The following is a 17,349-nucleotide window of genomic DNA, read 5'->3' on the forward strand; positions in this document are numbered from 1 at the left end:
CAGCCCATTCAGGCGCACAATGCGCAGGCGTGCCGGAGGGTGTATCATCCGCACCCATCTTTTCATCCGAATTAAGGGATATAAGCCTGATGTCCAGCTATCTGTTCACCTCCGAATCGGTCTCCGAAGGCCATCCGGACAAGATTGCCGACCAGATCTCCGACGCAGTGCTGGACGCCATCCTGGCCCAGGACAAGCGCGCCCGCGTGGCCTGCGAGACGATGGTCAAGACCGGCGTGGCGATCGTCGCCGGCGAAGTGACCACCAGCGCCTGGATCGACCTGGAAGCGCTGACCCGCAAGGTGATCCTGGACATCGGCTACAACAGCTCCGACGTCGGCTTCGACGGCGAGACCTGCGGCGTGCTCAACCTGATCGGCAAGCAGTCGCCGGACATCAACCAGGGCGTGGACCGCAAGAAGCCCGAAGAACAGGGCGCTGGCGACCAGGGCCTGATGTTCGGCTACGCGACCAACGAGACCGACAGCCACATGCCGGCGGCGATCCATCTGGCGCACCGCCTGGTCGAGCAGCAGGCCAAGATCCGCAAGAAGAAGAACTCGGCGCTGTCCTGGCTGCGTCCGGACGCCAAGTCGCAGGTCACCTTGCGTTACGAAGATGGCGTGGCGACCGCGATCGACGCGGTGGTGCTGTCGACCCAGCACGATCCGGGCGTCAAGCAGAAAGACCTGATCGAAGCGGTGCGCGAGGAAATCCTCAAGCCGGTGCTGCCGTCCAAGTGGCTGCACAAGGGCACCAAGTTCCACATCAACCCGACCGGCAAGTTCGTGATCGGCGGCCCGGTGGGCGATTGCGGCCTGACCGGTCGCAAGATCATCGTCGACACCTACGGCGGCTGGGCCCGTCACGGTGGCGGCGCGTTCTCCGGCAAGGATCCGTCCAAGGTCGACCGTTCGGCCGCCTACGCCGCGCGTTATGTGGCCAAGAACGTCGTGGCCGCCGGCCTGGCCGACCGTTGCGAAGTGCAGGTTTCCTACGCCATCGGCGTGGCCGAGCCGACCTCGATCTCGGTCACCACCTTCGGCACCGGCAAGATCGCCGACGAGCAGATCGAAAAGCTGATCCGCAAGCATTTCGACCTGCGTCCGTTCGGCATCATCCAGATGCTCGACCTGATCCACCCGATGTACCAGCAGACCGCGTCCTATGGTCACTTCGGCCGTAAGCCGAAGGATTTCACCTATACCGACGCAACCGGCGCGCAGCACAGCGCGACCTCGTTCTCGTGGGAAAAGACCGACCGTGCCGAGGCGCTGCGCGCCGACGCCAAGCTGAAGTAAGTCAGCTGCTCCTGCGGGAGCGTGTCTAGTGCAGTGCAGATGGGCCGCCGATGCGGCCCATCTGCGTTTTGGCGGCACGCGTGCCGTCATCGCGGCTTGCGTAGGAATCATCGCTTGCGGTTGCGCAAGCAGGCATCTGCGTGCCCGGCTTGCGCAACGGCCAGAGCCCCTGCAATGACACAGTTGGTCCGGGGGCGGATTCACCGCGTGTCCCGACACCGGATGCGACACCGCGCGCACCGACCGACCCCGCACACGCGATCTGCAGGCGTTTCGCAACTGCTTCGGTTCGCTGAAGCGGTTGGCGCGCGCAAAGGAGAAAAACGCCAGCTGGCACCTCGCGGCCCGACGCTGCCTTCAAGGATCGCGTTGCAACTGCTGCTCCAACGCCTGCGCGAACGCGTGCAGCGGACACGCCATGCGTTGCCCTGCCGCGCACAGGTCCAACGCCAACTCCTGCTGCAACGGCGGATGCGCCAGATCCAGCGGCGCCAACGTGCGCAGCTGATCCAGCGATTGCGCCAGATACCGTGCGCGCACGACCTGCTCCCCACTCGGTTCGCGCCATAGACCCAGCAACAACGCGCCACCCGGTGGCGGATCGTCGGCGCCGTAACCGGGCAGGTGGAAATGCACGCCCAACAAACCGCTCAACGCCGCAATATGCGTATCGCTGCCAACGAAGACCGAGACTTTCGGTGCCTGCGCATCGCCGAAGCGTTGCAGCACTTCGCGTGCCAGCGGCGCGCCCGAGCGCGACGCCATGTAATGCGGCCGCGCGTAGATGTCGAACAACAACGCATGCAGGCGCGACACCTGCGCCAGGCGTTCGGGCGTGGCACGGCCCCAACCGACCTGCGACAACGGCAAGCCTTCGGCGTATTGCAACAACAACACTTCCCCAGTGCCGGAGGTCAGATCGATCGGCCCGCCCAGGGCCAGGCCGCGCCCATTGACCGATGGCGCCAGCGTGGACGGCATCTGCGCAAAATCGCAGGGCGTGCGGGTGCACCCGAGAATCTGCTGCATCGCCTGCAACTCGGCCACGTGGCCTTGCAGCAATGCGGCAGGTCCGCCGGTTTGCTTGTTGATCGCGGCGACCGCTGCCGCGCCATCGAACGGCACCGCGCCAGCTTCGATCGGCCGGAACAACGGATCGTTGCTACCGGCCTCACGATGCCCGGCCACGATCCCGCAGCCAGGTGCCAGCGCGTCGGCCAGCAAGCTGCCGCTATCGATGGTGCGTTGGTCGGTATTGGCCCAGACCGATACGCTCTGCGGCGCAGGGCAACCGGTACCCGGCAACAGCGCCTGCTGGGTCAACCATTGCCGCAGATACGTGCCGCTCAACTGCACAGCGGTGCGCCCGCGTGGCGTGAGCAGGCTGGCCGGCGTGGACCACTGCGGCCACGGCGCATCTGCGTAGTGCGCAGCCGCGGCCTCGCCCTGCAGTGGCGCACGCACGCCATGCCGGAACACCACCACCACGCGCTCCAGTTGCGCGGCCTTGGCGGTCTGCGCAACTGCCGGCGGCGTGGGCGCACGTGGCGCGCAACCGATCAGCAACAACGCGCCGAGCGCCAATGCCGGCAACGGCCATCGCGGCCGAGGCACTGCCTTCGACCGTCGCCTGACACCTGCGTGCGCCGGCGCGACAATCCCGCACGACGGCAGCCCTACGGCCACCATCGCGTCGCTGCCGTCATCGCCTGCGGGCAGGCATTCACCGCCCTGCCCCGCTTTCATTGCGGACTCAGAACACATATTTGGCGGTCAGCAGGCTGGTCATGCCGGAATCGACGATGTCCGAGATCGCATCGGTATCGTGGCCCACATGCGCCCAATAGCTGTGCTGCTTGGTGAGGTTGGCGACCGACAGATCCACGCGCAGATGCGCGTTGGGCGCGTAGCCCAGATGCAGATCGACGCGGGTGATCGGCTTGATCCACAGATTGTCCCAGCGCTGCCCCCGGTTGAGATAGTCGTAGACCGAGACGTATTCGCCGGAATAGTGGTAGCTCAGATTCACCGACCAGTCGCCCTTTTCGTAAAACAGCTCGGCGTTGGCAAGCAGGTTCGGTGCGTTCTGGATACGCTCGTGCGCGAAGCCTTCTTCGCCCAGATCCACTCGGGTGGTCTGGCGGGTGAGGTTGGCGCCGATGCCGAAGCCATCCAGCGGCGCGGGCATCCCCTGGAAGGTCTGCCGCACTGCGGCTTCGATCCCCAGCACGCGGCCATCGCCACCGTTTTGCGGACGCACGAAACGGGTGCTGCCACTGCCGCTTTCGCCGGCATTGGCCGCGTTGGACCCGCTTTCGTAGATGTAATCGGTCAGCCGCTTGTAGTAGCCCGCCAGCATCGCGTGGCCGCCACTGTCGTTCTGCCATTCGCCCGACAGGTCCACATTGAGCGACTTGATCGGCTTCAGGTCCGGGTTGCCTTCGGTGATGATGGTCTGGCCATCGCTGGAAATATCGGTGGAACGGCCACCGCCCAGCTGCACGAACGCCGGGCGCGTGTAACTGGTCCACACCGAGCCGCGATACACCGCAGCATCGCCATCGGGCCGGTAGTTCACGAACACGCTCGGCAGCGCCACGTTGTAACGGGTGCGATTGTTGGCGAATGCACCGACCTGCTCGGCCCCATTGATGGCCGCCGGCTGCGCCCAGAACGTGTTGGTGATGGCGGTGTGCTCGAAACGCACACCCGGCAGGATTTCCCAATTGCCGGTACGTAGCGTCGCCATCGCATAGGCGGCACTCACCGCCTCGGTGGCGCGCATGGTGTTGCAGTTGAGGTTGTTGATCGCCAGTTGCCCGCAGCTGTCGAAGCTGGCCGGCGTCAGCGTGCGAGCGATCAGGTCGTTGAGTGCGGCATTGCTGAGCCGCACGGTGGGCAGTGCGTACTGCCCCGGATAGACCGCGTCGTAGCGCTGCGCGATCAGCCCGGTGTCGCGCAACAAGGTGCCGTCGGTGTATTTGGCATTGGTCCAGTCGCGGTCGGTGAAGCTGCGCGAGCTGTCCACATACTTCACGCCGAATGCGATGCGGCTCAGCAACCCTTCGTCGAAGTCGTAGCCCACATCGAGCTTGCCACCGCCCTTGTCCTGGCCGCTGTATTGCTTGGAAAGTTGCCCGGTGCGTCGTGCGAACAGGCTGCCCACATCCGATGCCTGCGCCTGCATCGCCGGGGTCAGCAACGGGACCGGGAAGCCGTCGCCGTCGTAACTGATGAAGCGGTTGGCGCCGTAGGCGAAGTTGGTCGAGGTGTATTGATCGTTGCGCGCAGAAATTTCCACGTGATCCGGGCGATCGTTATTGCCGGTGCCGTAAAAAATATTGGGCGCGAAAGTCCAATGCCCCAGCTGTTTTTCCGCACCGAACTGGATGGTGGCAAGGTCGGCTTCTTCCGGGTTGGTTTCGTACCAGTAGCGCACTGCGACGCGATTGATCTGCGGCTGATAGACGCCACTGCTGCCGATCTGGGTGAAGCTGACATTGGCCGGAACGAACTGCGTGTAGCCGGTGTTCTGCTCGGTCTTGGCGAAGGCGTAGGTCATGCGCGCATACAGATGCAGGCTGGGGTCCACACGCCAATCGAACGCCGCATTGCCGCCGTAGCGGCGGGTATCGCCTTGCGAATACCCGATGTTGAGGCCAGTGCCCTGCAGCACCTGCTGCGGGTCGCTGCCTGCAGCCAGATTGCCGCTGGCATCGGCACGCGCAAACTCCCACGCACCATCGTTGCGCGCGGCCGATGCGCCGGCCACTTCGCTGTTCACGAAATGGCGTTCGTCGTAATACGCGCTGACCGCCACGCCGAACTGCCCGGCATCGCCAAAGCGTGCATGCCAATCCCCGGCTGCGCCGCTTCCCAGCCCGGAATCGCCGTAATCGCGCGCACGGCTTTCCATGCGTCCGCTCAAGGTCACGCTGCCACCCTGACGATCGGGCGAATCGAATGCGCTGGGCGTGCGGTAATCGATGGTGCCGCCAATCGCATCGCCGTCCATGTCGGCAGTGGAGGTCTTGTTCAATACGATGGTCTGCAGGCCCGAGGGTGGCAACAGACTCAATTGCACGCCGCGGCTGTACGGCATGCCTTGCGCGACGTTGATGCCATTGATCAGATTGACGTTGTACTCGGCATTGAGGCCACGTACCGAGGAAAACATGCCTTCACCACGTGCCGCGCCATCGATGCCGCCAAAGTACGACTGCCCGGTGTTGACCACATTCACGCCCGGCATCAGGCCCAGCGCTTCGGCCACGTTGTGGACCGCAGTGGTCTTGAGATCGTCGGCCGACAACACGTTGACGGTATTGGTGGCGGCCATCTGCATGTCGGTCGCGTTATAGCGCGTGGCGGCGACGGTGACCTTGTCCAGGGTGGCCATCTCGCCTTGCGCAGGCGTTGCGGCGGACGGCGCGGACTGTGCGGCTGCATGGCCGCAAACAATCGACAACGACACGCATAAGGCCTGCGACAGACGCGAAGGACGCAACAACGCACAACGAACGATCATGATCAAATCCAATGCGTGCAGCAACGCGCCATGGGCTCATGCCACGGCGGCGCGACCGCGATGTGTGGGAGAGCGACGTGGCCTGCGGCGGACCTGCGTCACACCTGCAAGCAGGCGCCGCGCATGTTGGTGACGGCATATTTCAATGCCATGACGTGTGCTGCAGCCCTGACAAATGCACGTAGCAAGCGCGCAAGTCGGCATAGTCGCTGGCGTATGGAAGCGCGGATCGCTGCCGGCATGCGCATGCGGCCACCGGCGCAGGCGCGCACGCGTCTTCGCAGGCCGCGACATGAGTCCGCATGACGCGAGGGCGTCATGGTTTCTGCAGTGTTTCTTGCGACAACGCACCTTCCCGCTCCGGGGAAGGCGCCCACATTGCGTTTGAAGATATAAGCCAAGGCGATGGCGTGACCTGCCGCAGCACAGCCGTTACGAGGATCGCAAAACAACAAACAGTGCGCGCCTGCGCCCGACGCCAGCATCGCCGCTGTCGAGATCGACGCCTGCGCAACACGCATGCGCACCCGCTAACGCTCACACGATCCTGCAAGCCTCGCTCACGTGCGCAGGAAGATCTCGACGCGGCGATTGAGCTGACGACCGCCCGGATTGTCCTGGCCATCGACCGTATTGGGCGCCACCGGTTGCGATTCGCCATAGCCCTTTGCGCCAGCGCCCTGTGCGGCACCGCGCGTGCGTAACGCGGCCAGCACCGCGTTGGCGCGGCGCTCGGACAGCGCCTGGTTGTAGGCATCATCGCCCTTGGCATCGGTGTGCCCGCGCACTTCCATCTGCTTGGTCGCTACCTTGCCGAGTGCGGCGGCCAGGGTGTCGAGCACACGCGCGGCATCCGGGCGGATGTCGGACTTGTCGAAGTCGAACAGGATGCGGTCGTTCAAGGTGATCAGATAGCCGCACGGTGCGCCAGGTGGAGCGAACTTCTGCAACGGCGGGAAACGGCCGGCAGGCAGTACCTTCGGCAGCGGCGGCATGCGCACTTCGCGCGGCGGGGTGCCGACCGTGCCGGTCCCGTCGCCGCGGTTCTGCACCAGGCCGTCCGGCCCGTTCCAGGTGCCGGAGCCATCCGCGTTGATGGTGACCAACCCGCGCGGGCCATTCCAGGTGCCGCTGCCATCGCCGTGGTTGTCGATCAGGCCGCTCTTGTCGCTGTTCCAGGTGCCGGCGCCCTTGCCGTTCAAACTGATCAGCCCGGCCGGGCCGTTATAGGTGCCGCCGCCGTCGGACTGCACGTCGATGAGGGCATTGTCGCCGCCCTGCCCGGATGCGTTGATGGTGCCGCTGCCATCGGCATTGACGTTGACCAGGCCGCCCTCGAAGTTGGCGGTGCCGCTGCCGTCGGCCTTGAGGTTGAACAGGCCGCCGTCGCCGTTGCGCAGCAGATTGCCGTTGGCATCGACGCTGGTGATGCCGGCATCGTTGGTCAACGTGCCGCCATCGCCGCAGCGCGCGGGTGCCACGCTGACGCCTTCGATCGGGTCGAGGATGCCCTGCAGCGAGGCTTCCAGCGCGCGTTGCGCCGGGGTCACGCCGACGATCTCGGGGATGACGATGGTGGGGATGGCCGGAAATTCCGGCACTCTTTCCTCCACTGCTGCCGGCGCATCCGGCGCGCCCTTGGCCTGTGCCGCCTGAGGTGCCGCGGGGGCTGGATCGGCAGCAGCGGCTGCATCCTTCGGACCTTCGCCACGGCCGCAACCGACCAACAACAGGGGGACCCACAGCACTGCCGACAACTTGCGCATCGCGCCTTTCCTTGTTCGAGCCTGTACGAGACGTGCCTGATAGCACGCGCACGGTAAATAAGGCGCCAAGGCCGGTGCGCACGGTTGCCCAGGGCATTGGCGGCGCTGGCGGCGGATGCTTGCACACGACTGCTGCGCGACCAGCGAGAGACCGATCAGCCAGTGGCACGCTAGTGTGGCAAGCCGCGACGCGAGGTTGTTCTCGCAGGGCTATCTGCGGGATGCAAGGCGGGCCGCAACCATCATGCGTGCGTCGCACCCGTCACCAGGCGGGCACGCGGCGCGCGCATCCGCGTGGCTGCTTCACTGCGTTTGCCGGCGACTGCGCGCAACCGTCCAGCGATCACACGTGTCGCCGCCTTACAACGTCGCAGGCGTCGTCGCAGGCACGGGCGGCTGCACCTGTCCCTGCCCCTGCGCAGGCGCAGGCGCCTCGCCGGCCTCGGCCTGCATCTGCGCATGCAGGATACGGCGAATCTCCAGGATCGCCTGCGGGGTTTCCTGCACGCTGTGCCAGGAGGTCACCACCAGTTCGGACTCGGCGCCCTCCAGATGCGCGCTGCGGTACGGCACCAGCCCATCGTCGGACTCGGCCAGCGGCACCTGCGGTTTTTCGCGTCCGATGATGGTGTTGTACGTCACGCGCGGGGAGATCGGAAGGTCCATCGTGGCACGCACGAACGGATCGGTATCGCGCAGGTTGTCGATGCTGGTCGGCGGCAGCAAGCGACCCTTGCCCCGATGCGGCCCGCCCGCTCCTTCGCGTTCGCTGTTGGACAGGTCTTGCAGCACATCGCCGAAACTGTTCAACAAGGACAGTGGCAAACGCACCATGCGGCCGATGAAGCGGCCGATACCACCTTCGGCCAATGGCGTGCCGCGATGCGGCGCAGCGATGAAAATGGCGCGCTCGATCTGCGGGATTGGCGAAAAATGCAGCAACGGCCGCAGTTTGGCGCGCACGCGCTCACCGCGCTCGCCTTCCAGACGATAGTTTTCCAGCAACGTGTTCCAGACCTGCTCACCGGAAGACGACACCAGCAACCGCCCGATCACCCCACCCATGCTGTGGCCGATCAATACCATGTCCTGTGATGCGACTGCCGTACCGGCGGGATCGAATTGCTTCAGGCTGTTCTCCACCAGTGTCTGGATTTGCGCGCGATTGACTGCAATCGGTGCGTTGGTCGGGTAATACACCTGCCAGATCTGATAGCGCTGGCGCAGTGCCTCGTCGCCCATCACTTCATTGGCGACATTGACCCAGGCCTCCGGGCTGCTGGCCAGCCCGTGCAACATCAGCAGCACGCGACGGTTCGGATCGTAAGGCTGCATCAGATACAGATGCGGAGCAGCCAGTCCGCGCGTGCCGCCCAGCATCGAACGCAGCGATTGGGCGGCGAATCCGGACTTGGCCAACCACAATCCATACGCGGCGGTGAAGTTGGCCGCCAGCGGCACGCGCTGCCCATGCAGCACTACTTCGTGCTGACGGTACGGGTCGTACGGCACCATGGTGACCGCGTCGGTGCGCAGCACCGCATCCAGGGTATCGCCTTCGAAACGCATCAGCAGCGTGGCCGGCGCATACGGCATCTCGCTGAAGGTCGGCAATGGCCGAACCGGCGCGGCCGGCGCAGCGGCCCCGGCTGCCGCCTGCAAGGCCAGTCCGGCCGGGTCGCCGACCACCTGCGGGTCGACTTCGGCGACCAGCTCGGCACCGAAGCCATCGCGCCGATAGGTGCTGCGCAGCCCATCGAAGCGCAGCGCAGACGCCGAGAAGATCGCGCGCGGCGTGTTGCCGCCACCGGGCAGGCGATAGGCAGAGATGTCGAACGTCATGCGCCAGTGCCCCACCGTGATCGGCGCAAGCGCCGCATCGGCGCTCCGGGGGCCGCGGGCAAACACGCCCTCGATCACCTGCTGCACGGCGTAATTGTAGTAATCGCGCACCTGGGTCTGGCGATTCTCGAACGCACGCGCGCTCGGCGCACGCGCGGTGAAGAACAGATACGCATAGGCGTGGCGTGCCGCCTCCAGCCACGCAGACATCGCCGCGTCGTTCATGGTTGCCGGCGTCTTTCCGCTCAGCGCCACCGCCTGCGCGGTCCACAGCTCGGCCTGGGCGGCCAGACGGCGCTCATCGCCGATGCCTTCCACCGTGGTGAGTTGCTGCACGCACGGCAGCGGATCCTTGCGGCACTCCTTTGGTTGCAACCCGGCGACCTGCAGCGTCTCGCTGCCGGCCTGGCTGAGCGCGCCAGTGCTGAGCACATCGCCGCGCGTGAGCGCGATGTAGTCGCCACTGCTGCGCGACTGCACTTTCACCATCGCGCAACCACTGGCCAACAGGCTTGCCAGCACGCCGGTCACCAGCAGCGCCTTGCTGCGCATCTGTCTGCGTTTCATCATTGTGTTGCGTTTCCGGTTGCGGCTGGCGCAGGTGCCGGCGCTTGCGGCATGCCCATGCGGATGCGCTCGGAGAAATCCGGCGCGGTGTCGGCAGCGAGCGCACGTGCGGTGAAGTGCCCACGCTGCTTCAAGGTTGCGAAGTCGTAGCCGGACAGCAGGCCGTGATGATCGTAGGCGTATTCGTCCACGTAACCGGACAGCAGCAGGCGATGATCCAGCGGCAAGGTCGGCTGCAACTGCCGTACCAGCGCGAACACGATGGTGGTGCAGTTGCTGGTGAGGGTGTTGTAGAACGCCGGCGCGCGATTCAGGTCGTCGGCCAGGCGAACGTAGCCCATGAACATGCGGCGCAGACCGGCTTTGGGAATCGCCAGCCGATACAGATACATGTCTTCGCCACGCACGTTGGTACGCACGCGCAGAATGTCGCGCTCGTCGGCAGCCACCAGGGTCTCTTCGAAGCTGCGGAAAAATCCGCCCAGTGCCGAAAACGACTCGCCCCGCTCCTTGCGGATTTCCAGCGAGAACACCACGCGCGAGCCGTCGTCGAAGCCGAACGACACCAGCGTGTGCGCGATCGCCGGGCCCATCCAGTACGACAGCGCCAGGTCTGCGCTCACCAGGCGGTCCAGATCGTACTGGCGGGTTTCCCAGCGCGGCACGTAGTCGGTTTCGCTGCGCCAGTCGAAGTTGCGCACGTTGTGCAAGGTGACGATGTTGCCGTGCACCTGCGGCTGCAACCGCTGGGCCACATCGTCGGCCCAGTCGCGGTACTGGCTGGGTTGCATCCACCACCACGCCAGCGCCAGCACCACGAAGGCGGCACTGAAGATGCCCACCAACGCCCAATTCTCGCGGCCACGGCGCAAGCCCCACAAGGCCACCAGCGCCATCGCGCTCCACGACCCTACCCAGCCAGCCCGCACGAACGCATTGCCGGTGAGCGAAAAATAGATTGCCAGGGCGCCCCACACGGCGGCCAGTACCAGCACCCCCCGCAAGGCCCAGCGCCCCAGGCAGGCGCGCGTGGTCGGCCTCATCGCATGCCGCCCGCAGGCACCTGCATCCCCAGTGCATGCATCAGCAGGTCCGCCGAGCGATGCGCCAGGCGTTTGCGTTCGCCTTCATCGTTGCCGCGCAGGCAACTGCCCAGCATGTCGATCACCAGCAGCAATTGCTCGTCGTCGACATCGGCCCGGCACAGGCCGGCGTCGCGAGCGCGGTGCACGAACGGCAGAAAGATGCTCAACACACGGCGATCCGTCGCCTCCACCGCCGGGTGCGCGCGTTGGATCGAGCGCCAGAAATCCACCAGTGGTGCGGATTGGGCGATGTGCTCGGCCACGTCGTGCAGCAGCACGGCGAGGCCGTCCGGTTGGTCGCCCAGATCGGCGGCCAGCCGCTCCAGGCCATCCAGGCCACGGGTCATCAACGCCGTCATCAGCGCCAACCGGTCGGGGAAATTGCGGTACAACGTGGCGCGGCCAAGGCCGGCACGTTCGATCACCAGCTCCAGGGGCGCGTTGACGCCGTGTTCGCTGAACACTTCGTCGGCGGCATCGAGAATTTGGCGGCGCCGGAGCGCGGCATCGGGGCGGGCTGCAGTCATGCCGACATTATCGGACATTTTTGTCCGGTAACACCAGAGGCCGCTTGCCGACTGCGCGATTTCTCCGACCAACGGTCGGATCCCCTGCCGGCATCAGCCGGTGTTCTGTACCCCTTGCGAGACGCCGTTGACGCAGGCGACCAGCGCGCGCAGCAGCTCGTCGTCTTCTCCATCGGTGGCGCGCCAGCGTTGCAGCAGGTCCACCTGCAACACGCTGATCGGGTCGATGTAGGGGTTGCGCAGGCGGATCGACAAGGCCAGCCGCGGGTCGTGCTGCAGCAGCGACTGTTGCCCGGTCAGCGCCTTGACCCAGCGTTTGGTCAGCGCCAGTTCCGCGCCGATGCCGGGGAAGAACCGCGCATGCAGGTCGCCCGACAACCGCGAGAACAGCTCGGCGATCGCAAGGTCGCCCTTGGACAGCACCATCGCGATGTCGTCCAGAAAGGTGCGGAAGAACGGCCAGTCCTGCGCCATCTCACGCAAGGTCTCTTCATGCCCGGCATCCACCGCCGCCTGCAGACCGCTGCCCACGCCGTACCAGCCCGGGATCACCGCCCGCGCCTGGCTCCACGCGAACACCCACGGAATCGCGCGCAGGTTGGACAGCGCCGCATCCTGGCCCAGCCGGCGCGATGGGCGCGAACCCAGCGTCATGCGTTCGATCACATCGATCGGCGTGGCCAGGCGGAAGTACTGCATGAAATCCGGCGCGCCGACAAACGCGCGATAGGCGACGGTGCTGCGTTCGGCCACCAGATCCATCACCGGCCGCCAGCGCTCCTCGCGCGGCTCGGGCGCACGCGGGCGCAGGCTCGACAGCAGCACCGCGCCGGTCATCTGTTCCAGCGAGCGCAGGGCCAACGCGCGGATGCCGTACTTGCGATGGATCACTTCGCCCTGCTCGGTGACGCGCAAACGACCATCGACGCTGCCGCGCGGTGCCGCATCCAGCGCGCGGCTGGTCTTTCCGCCGCCGCGCGCGATCGAGCCGCCGCGCCCGTGGAAAAAGGTGAGCCGCACACCGAGTTCGGCCGCCGCTTCCAGCAGCTCCACCTGTGCGCGCTGCAGGCCCCAGCGCGACGCGGCGATACCGCCGTCCTTGCCGCTGTCCGAATAGCCGAGCATCACCATCTGGGTGTCGCCGCGTGCAGCCAGATGCTGGCGATAGACCGGGTCGGCCAGCAGATCCTGCACGGTGCCGGTGCCGCCACGCAGATCGTCCACGGTTTCGAACAGCGGCACGATATCCAGCGGCACCGCGCCAGCGTCGTCGACCAGACCACCGCGGCGCGCCAGGGCGAGCACGGTCAGCACGTCGGCGCGGTTATGCGCCATCGAGATGATGTAGCTGCCCAGCGCATCGGCGCCATGCCGCGTGCGCGCATCGGCGAGTGCGGCGAAGACCGCATCCAGCCGCGCGTTGCCTGCATCATCCACTCGCGGCAATGCCTGCTCGCCAGACGCGTACGGGCCCAGCAGCGCGGCGCGCTGCGTGGCGTCCTGCGTATCCCAGTCGTCCTGTCCCAAGGCATCGGCGACCGCGCGCGCATGCACGCTCGATTCCTGGCGCACGTCCAGACGGGCTAGATGGAAGCCGAACGTGCGCACGCGCCACAACAGACGGCGCACTGCGAACCAACCGGCGTGCAAGCCCTTGTTGGCCTGCAGGCTGTCCAGGATCAATTGCAGATCCTGCTCCAGCTCCGCTGGTGCGGTGTACGCGCCATCGGCATCGTCGAGCGTGGCCTGCAGCCGCGCGCGCATCAGGTCGTTGAGCAGCCGGTACGGCATGTCGCCGTGGCGCGGCCGCGAGCGTGCGGCGGCATCGGGCAACAACGCGCGATAGCGCTGCAGTTGCTCGCTCAACGCCGGGCTCACCGCCACCAGCGTGGTCGACTGGCTGAGCAGGCTGGCCAGTTGCCAGAGTTCTTTTTGATAGCGGTCCAGCACCGCGCGGCGCTGCGCATCCAGCGTGCCGGCGATGGTGGTGGCATCCACGTTGGGATTGCCGTCCATGTCCCCGCCCACCCAGGTGCCGAAGCGCAACAGGCGCGGCAGGCTCGGCACGCTGCCGTAGGTTTCCTCGATGGCGTGCTCGAGGGTTTCGTACATCACCGGAACCACGCGATAGAGCACCTGGGTGAGATAGAACCCCACATGCTCGCGCTCGTCCTCCACGGTGGGGCGCACCGGCGAGGAGTCGGCGGTCTGCCAGGACGCGGTCAAGGCCATGCGGAAGCGCGCCGCATCGCTGGCGCGCTCGTTGGGGGTGCGCATGCCATCCAGATTATCGACCAGGCTGGCGACCATCAGCTGTTCTTTTTCCAGCAATGCGCGGCGCACCGCTTCGGTGGGATGTGCGGTGAACACCGGCTCCACGTCGATGCGCGGCAACCACTCGCCGAGTTCTTCCAGCGTCACGCCCTGCGCCTTGAGCCGGCGCAATGCATCGTGCAGGCCATCCGGCTGCGGGGTGTCGGTGCCGCTACGCTGGTATTCGCGGCGACGGCGGATGCGGTGCACGCGCTCTGCGATGTTGACGACCTGGAAATAGGTACTGAAGGCGCGCACCAGCGACTCGGCTTCGCGCGGCTCACGCCCGGTCAGCTGTTCGCTCAGCGTGGACGGTGGTGCATCGCTTTCGCGCCGCGCAATGGCGGTGGTGCGCACGCGTTCGATTTCATCGAGGAATTCCGCAGAAACCTGCTCGGCAAGCAGATCACCGACCAGCGCGCCGAGCCGACGTACATCGTCGCGCAAGGGAAGATCGGGGGTAGCGAACACAAGACTGCTGCGGTACTCGTTCATCGGAAACGCACACCCTCTTCAAGCGCAAAGTCGTCGAAGACTAACCCAAAAGGATTAGATGATCGCGTCAGCCGCAACGGTTTCACTACGAACCGTTGCGCGACAGCCGCCGCCGGGAGCGATGCTTTCGATGCATGCGCACGGGCGAGCGATCAGGGGGTATCGGTCATGCGCCAGTGCGCGCTGCGTACTGGTCGCGGTCAGGCACCACGCGCCAGCGCCTTCGCAGCAACGTCGCAACGGGTTGCGTGACAAGCCCGCACTGGTGCGCGACGGGGTATTAGCCGTAACCACCTCACCGCGCGCCACTGCCTTGCGACCGACGCAGGCGCAGCCCGATCACCGTTTGCGCGCAGCCGCGCTGCCCTTCGCCGGCGCCGGTTCGCCGAGATTGCTCTTCAACCACTGCTCGCTCTCGGCCAGCATCTGCAGGATCGATTGCCGTGCGCGATACGCGTGCGATTCGTTGGGCAGCAGTACCAGCCGCGCGGTGCCGCCCAGGCCCTTGATCGCGGCGAACATGCGCTCGCTCTGGATCGGGAAGGTGCCGGTGTTGTTGTCGTCCTGGCCGTGGATCAACAGCAACGGGTCCTTGATCTTGTCGGCGTAGTTGAACGGCGACATCGCCTGGTACACCGGCTGCGCCTGCCAGTAATTGCGTTCTTCGGCCTGAAAACCGAACGGCGTGAGCGTGCGGTTGTACGCACCGCTGCGCGCGATGCCGGCCTTGAACAGGCGCGTATGCGCGAGCAGATTCGCGGTCATGAAGGCGCCGTACGAATGCCCGCCGATGGCGATGTGCTCGCGGTCGGTGACCCCGCGCCGCACCACTTCATCCACCGCCGCCTGCGCGTCGGCGACCAGCTGCGGCACGTAGGTGTCATTGGGTTCGGCATCGCCCTCGCCGACGATCGGCATGGTCGGGTTATTGAGCACCACATAGCCGATCGCCAGAAATGCCTGCGGGCCCCAGTAGCTGATCGCATTGAAACGGTAAGGCGAGTCGGTGACCTGGCTGGCGGTGTCGGCGCTTTTGAACTCGCCCGGATACGCCCACATCAGCAGCGGCCGCGGGCCATCGCGTTTGGGGTCGTAACCGGGCGGCAGCAACAGCGTGGCGGTGAGGTCCACGCCATCGGCGCGCTTGTAGCGGATCTGCTCTTTCTGCACGCCGCGCAGCTGTGGCAAGGGATGCGCGAAGTGGGTCAACGCACGCGGTGCGGGCGTTGCATCGCCCAGCGCCTGCACGAAATAGTTGGCCGGTTCTTCAGGCGATTCGCGGCTGAGCAGCAACTGCGTGCCTTGCGCATCCAGCAACGCCAGCGGTGCGGAATAGGTGGGTGCCTGCGAATGGAACAGCCGTGTGGCGCGCTTGCTTTGCAGATCGAAACGGTCGACGAACGGGCGGTCGCCTTCCGGCGAGGCGCCCTTGCCGAGCAGGAACAGGCTATTGCCATCGGCACTGGTCTGCAGCAATGGGCGGCCCTTGCCGTCGGCCACCGTCGCCGGCGTGCCAGGGTCGTTGTAGCGGTCCTGCGAGGACCGGTCCCAGAGCAATTCGGGTGCGCGCTGCGGCTGGTCCGGCGCAACCCGCCACTGCTTGGTGCGGCGGGTCTTCCACCAGCTCTCGCTGAGGATGGCCAGATCGCCCCGGCCCCATTGGATACCTTCAAAACGGCTGCCCAGCTGCGCCAGCGTGACCGGCGCGCGCGCGAACGGCGCGGCCTGCATCAGCACCGCATCGCGGATCTTGCTGGCGCGTGCCGGGTCGCCGCCGTCCTGCGCTTCGGCCCACACCAGTGTGGCCGGCGCATCACCGCGCCAGGCGATGTCGCGCACGCCAGTGGGCACCGCGTCGCTGCCGGTCGGCAGGCCTTCGACCAGCGGCAGCTTGGCGATCTGCCGCACCAGCTTGCCCTGCAGGTCCAGCACCTCGATGCGGCGTGCGAAGTTGTCCACCGGCACCACATACGAGAACGGCCGCTCGCTGCGTTCGCTCAGGATGTAACGGCCATCCGGCGACACCGACAGGTTGAGATAGATGCCGGGCGCAGCGATCGGGCGCACCTGCCCGGTCACGCTGACGATGATCGGCTGGCTGGTGGCGTAGTACTCGAACACGCGCGCATCGGTCTCGTTGCGCAGCAGGTCCTGATAGGTCGGCAGCGAGCGCACGCCGGCAGCAGCGCTGGTCTGCTGGGTCGCAGGACCGTCCGGCACTGCATCGCGCGTGGGCGGCGCGCCCTGCCCGGCCACTTGCTGCTGCACCAGCAGTCCGCTGCCATCGGGCAACCAGCGCAACTCGTCGTTGACGCTGGTGTTCAAACCGGCCACCAGGCGCTTCGCCTGCCCGGCAGCCACGTCCACCAGCCACAGTTCGTTGGCCCCGCTGGCCGCATCCTCGCGGCGGAACGCCAGGTAGCGTTGATCCGGCGACCAGCTCAACGTGGCCAGCGACAATGGCGTCGGCAGGCCGGCAATCTGCCGCTCGCTGCCATCGGCCACCGACAGCAGCCACAGCTTGCCGGCGAAGGAAAACCGGCTGCTGGCGAAGGTCTTCGGATGGATCCGCAGGCCGGCCAGCTTGAGCTCGGGTTGGGCCACCTCAGCGATATCCGGCAGCGCCGGCAACTGCAGCATCGCGCCAAGGTCGCGTTTGGGCGACAACTGCAGCAGCGGCGCGCGCGGCGCGTCCACGACCTCCTGCAGCGCCTTGGAGGGCAGCTGGTAGCCATTGCTCGCCGCGCTGGCCGTGGCAGGCTGGGCCGCTGGCGCGGCAGCAGCAAAAGCCAGCGGCGCTGCGCTCAGCGCCAGCATGCTCGCCAGTACCCGTCCGTGCTGCATCCAACGTTGCCTCATCGGTGTCCCCTGCATGACTTGTCCCCGGTCTGGATCCAGCGTGGACCTTAGCAGGCGCCCGCGCGT

The 17,349-nt window shown here is 66.2% G+C and carries 9 protein-coding genes; 1 reads left to right on the forward strand and 8 read right to left on the reverse strand.

Features of this window, described 5'->3' with window-relative positions:
* Nucleotides 1–89 precede the first annotated feature (89 nt).
* On the forward strand, nucleotides 90–1,301 hold the full coding sequence (metK, locus tag GGR62_RS07735) for a methionine adenosyltransferase (RefSeq protein ID WP_184407338.1): 1,212 nt from the start codon (nucleotides 90–92) through the stop codon (nucleotides 1,299–1,301).
* Between the two features lie 357 nt (nucleotides 1,302–1,658).
* On the opposite strand, the gene GGR62_RS07740 is transcribed toward metK, so the two are convergent.
* The 8 genes from GGR62_RS07740 to GGR62_RS07775 all read right to left on the reverse strand — a co-directional run bounded on the left by GGR62_RS07740 (nucleotide 1,659) and on the right by GGR62_RS07775 (nucleotide 17,250).
* Nucleotides 1,659–3,047: a histidine-type phosphatase gene (locus GGR62_RS07740; RefSeq protein WP_260287492.1), complete on the reverse strand. Its 1,389-nt coding sequence runs from the start codon at nucleotides 3,045–3,047 to the stop codon at nucleotides 1,659–1,661.
* A 7-nt stretch (nucleotides 3,048–3,054) separates the two neighbouring features.
* Nucleotides 3,055–5,829, reverse strand: coding sequence for a TonB-dependent receptor (locus GGR62_RS07745; protein WP_184407339.1), 2,775 nt, complete (start codon nucleotides 5,827–5,829; stop codon nucleotides 3,055–3,057).
* A 560-nt stretch (nucleotides 5,830–6,389) separates the two neighbouring features.
* Nucleotides 6,390–7,595 (reverse strand): OmpA family protein, encoded by a 1,206-nt coding sequence (locus tag GGR62_RS07750; protein WP_184407340.1) that lies wholly within the window; start codon nucleotides 7,593–7,595, stop codon nucleotides 6,390–6,392.
* 360 nt (nucleotides 7,596–7,955) lie between these two features.
* Entirely contained in the window at nucleotides 7,956–10,004 is a 2,049-nt protein-coding gene (locus tag GGR62_RS07755; protein ID WP_184407427.1) for an alpha/beta hydrolase, read from the reverse strand.
* Entirely contained in the window at nucleotides 10,004–11,047 is a 1,044-nt protein-coding gene (locus GGR62_RS07760) for a DUF4105 domain-containing protein (protein WP_184407341.1), read from the reverse strand. The genes GGR62_RS07755 and GGR62_RS07760 overlap by 1 nt, the downstream gene beginning before the upstream one ends.
* Nucleotides 11,044–11,616 (reverse strand): TetR/AcrR family transcriptional regulator, encoded by a 573-nt coding sequence (locus GGR62_RS07765; RefSeq protein ID WP_184407428.1) that lies wholly within the window; start codon nucleotides 11,614–11,616, stop codon nucleotides 11,044–11,046. Before GGR62_RS07765 ends, GGR62_RS07760 begins: the two co-directional genes overlap by 4 nt.
* 93 nt (nucleotides 11,617–11,709) lie before the next feature.
* Nucleotides 11,710–14,424: a phosphoenolpyruvate carboxylase gene (gene ppc / locus GGR62_RS07770; protein WP_184407342.1), complete on the reverse strand. Its 2,715-nt coding sequence runs from the start codon at nucleotides 14,422–14,424 to the stop codon at nucleotides 11,710–11,712.
* A 339-nt stretch (nucleotides 14,425–14,763) separates the two neighbouring features.
* Nucleotides 14,764–17,250, reverse strand: coding sequence for a prolyl oligopeptidase family serine peptidase (locus GGR62_RS07775; RefSeq protein ID WP_184407429.1), 2,487 nt, complete (start codon nucleotides 17,248–17,250; stop codon nucleotides 14,764–14,766).
* Nucleotides 17,251–17,349 lie beyond the last annotated feature (99 nt).

It is taken from the genome of Xanthomonas sp. 3075 (assembly GCF_014197275.1).
Taxonomy (GTDB): Bacteria; Pseudomonadota; Gammaproteobacteria; order Xanthomonadales; family Xanthomonadaceae; genus Xanthomonas; species Xanthomonas campestris_B.